This window comes from Tsukamurella spumae (genome assembly GCF_012396015.1).
In the GTDB taxonomy this organism is placed as follows: domain Bacteria; phylum Actinomycetota; class Actinomycetes; order Mycobacteriales; family Mycobacteriaceae; genus Tsukamurella; species Tsukamurella spumae.
Genome location: NZ_JAAXOQ010000065.1, coordinates 1 through 2,145 on the forward strand (window position 1 = coordinate 1; position 2,145 = coordinate 2,145).

Consider the following 2,145-nt stretch of genomic DNA (forward strand, 5'->3'; position numbering starts at 1 on the left):
TGACTAGGCTCATCGAAAGTCCCCAGTGATGCGCATCGAAATTCCCCACCTGGGTGCGGGGTTATTGTAGTGGTCGTCGGGTGGGTGCGATCGCGGTGCGGTGGGTTTCGTTGCGGGCGTGATGGTTTCGTAGTCGATAGCTGTCTCCGTCGAGTTTGAGGACGACGGAGCGGTGCAGGAGCCGGTCGAGCATGGCGGCGGCGACGGTGGTGTCTCCGAGGACTTCGCCCCATTCGGAGACTGATCGGTTGGTGGTGATGACGATGGATGTCTTCAGATACCGTTGCGAGACAACCTGAAACAACGCGGAGGCGGCTTCGGCCGGCAGTGGGAGGTAGCCGAGTTCGTCGATGACGAGCAGTGTCGGGCCGGCGAAGAACCTCATCGTCGTCGACCACCGGCCTTCGATCGCGGCTTTGTGGCAGCGGGCGGCGAGGTCGGCGGCGGTGGTGACATAGGTGCGGTACCCGGCGTGCACCGCGGCGTGCGCGAGCCCGACCGCGAGGTGCGTCTTGCCGGTGCCGGGCGGACCGACGAGCAGCACGTTGGTCGCGGATTCGAGGTAGGCACAGGTCCCGAGCTCCCGGATCAGCGCCTGGTCGAGGCCGGGTGCGGCATCGAAGTCGAAGTCGTCGAGTGTCGCACCGGTGGGCAGGCACGCGAACCGCATCCGCCCGGCCAAGCGGCGCGCTTCGGTGGCGTCGACCTCCACCGCGAGCAGATGCTCCAAAGTTGCTGTCACGGTCCACTTCTCGGCGGTCGCCGTCTCCAGGACGCTGGGCAGTGCCGCTGCGGCGGCATCGAGCTTGAGGGCGGCGAGATGCCCGCGCAGCTGCTGATACAACGACGCCGCGGAGCTGCCGCTGCCGGCGGTGGTGGTGGTGCCGCTGCCGGTGGTGGTGGCGGTGGTCATGGGAGGGTGTTCCTGTTCTGTGCGGCCGCCTCGTAGGCGGTCAGGTCGATGATCACGGCATCCGATGCCGCGGTGTTGGCCGGCTGGCCGGCGGGTCTGCTCGTGGGTGGGCTGGGGGTGTGGGAGTTGTTCTGGCGCAGGGCTTGTGCCGCCTGCTGTGCGCGTTCGCCGGGCGGGATCCGCTCCTTGCGGCGGTGCGGTGCCCCGGTGCCGGCAGCTGCTGCTGCCATCGCGGCGGTGTTGAGGGCGCTCACGTGCACCGTGTCGCGGATCTGGGCGCCGGTGCCCGGGGCGGCGAGGCGGTGCCGGGCGATGACGATCCCGCTCGTGGTGGCGATGTCGATGTGGTGGTCGCCGAGCCGTTCGGTCACGGTCACCTCGCCCATCGCCAGCTCCGGTGGGACGGAGTACTGGTTGCCGCGCCACGGCACCAACGCCTGCCGTGAGGCCTTCCTCGGCTCGGTGAGGACCGCGGGATACGGTGCCGCCGGTGCGGTGGTGAGCGGCTCCGTCGCGGCGACGGTGAGCACGGAGCTGCGACCGTCCTTCGTCGCGCGCATCCGCACATCAGCTCGCAGGCGGCAGTGCTCATCGAGGGATGCTTGGGCCTGCTCCGGCGACAGCTCATCCGGCAGGGTCCGCCACCAGCGTTGCGCGATGCTCCGGTTCTCCCGTTCCACGACGCCTTTGCGGTGTCCGCTACGGGGTGGGCAGATATCAACGGATACGCCGTAATACTTGGCGACAGAAGCGAATTCGGCGGTCAGCTCCCCGCTGGCGGGGTGGCAGACCGTCGCCATCCGGTCGAACCGCCACCGCCGTGTCACCCCACCGAGGCGGCGAGTGATCCGGTCCAGGCCGGCGATGACCTGCGGGCGGGTCATGTTCGGGGCGAGGTAGCCGCGCCACCGGCCCGAACAGGCGAGGGTCCCGACCAGCAGGTGCGCGGTCTTGCCCCATCCCCACGACGAAGGCGGGTCGGGCAGATCCACCCAATCCCACTGCGTCTCTTCGCCGGGTGGATGTTCGATCACCGCGTTCGGCCGGCCGGTCGCGGTGGTGCACTGCGGGCAGAGCGGTCGCAGGCCACGGGTGCGGATCTGCCGGGTCAACGACGAGTACGACTGAGTGAACCCGAGCTCGACGAGCTCGTCGAACAGGGTCTGCGCCCACAGATGCGGGTCCTCGTGCAGGCGGGCGGTCACGTACTCGATGAACGGGACGAACGGATC

Annotated in this window: 2 protein-coding genes; both read right to left on the reverse strand. The window is 69.0% G+C overall.

Annotated features, from left to right (window positions below; genetic code table 11):
• Positions 1-61 precede the first annotated feature (61 nt).
• The gene (gene istB / locus HF999_RS22030) at positions 62-913 is read right to left on the reverse strand and encodes an IS21-like element helper ATPase IstB (protein ID WP_168547892.1); all 852 of its coding nucleotides are present in this window, start codon (positions 911-913) and stop codon (positions 62-64) included.
• Positions 910-2,145 (reverse strand): Mu transposase domain-containing protein (locus tag HF999_RS22035; protein ID WP_168547893.1); only part of this gene is annotated, 1,236 nt, incomplete at its 5' end. The genes istB and HF999_RS22035, both read right to left, overlap by 4 nt.

Bases quoted from the DNA above. Each gene is read 5' to 3' on its own strand.
- istB (WP_168547892.1), bottom strand. From the start codon at position 913: ATGACCACCGCCACCACCACCGGCAGCGGCACCACCACCACCGCCGGC.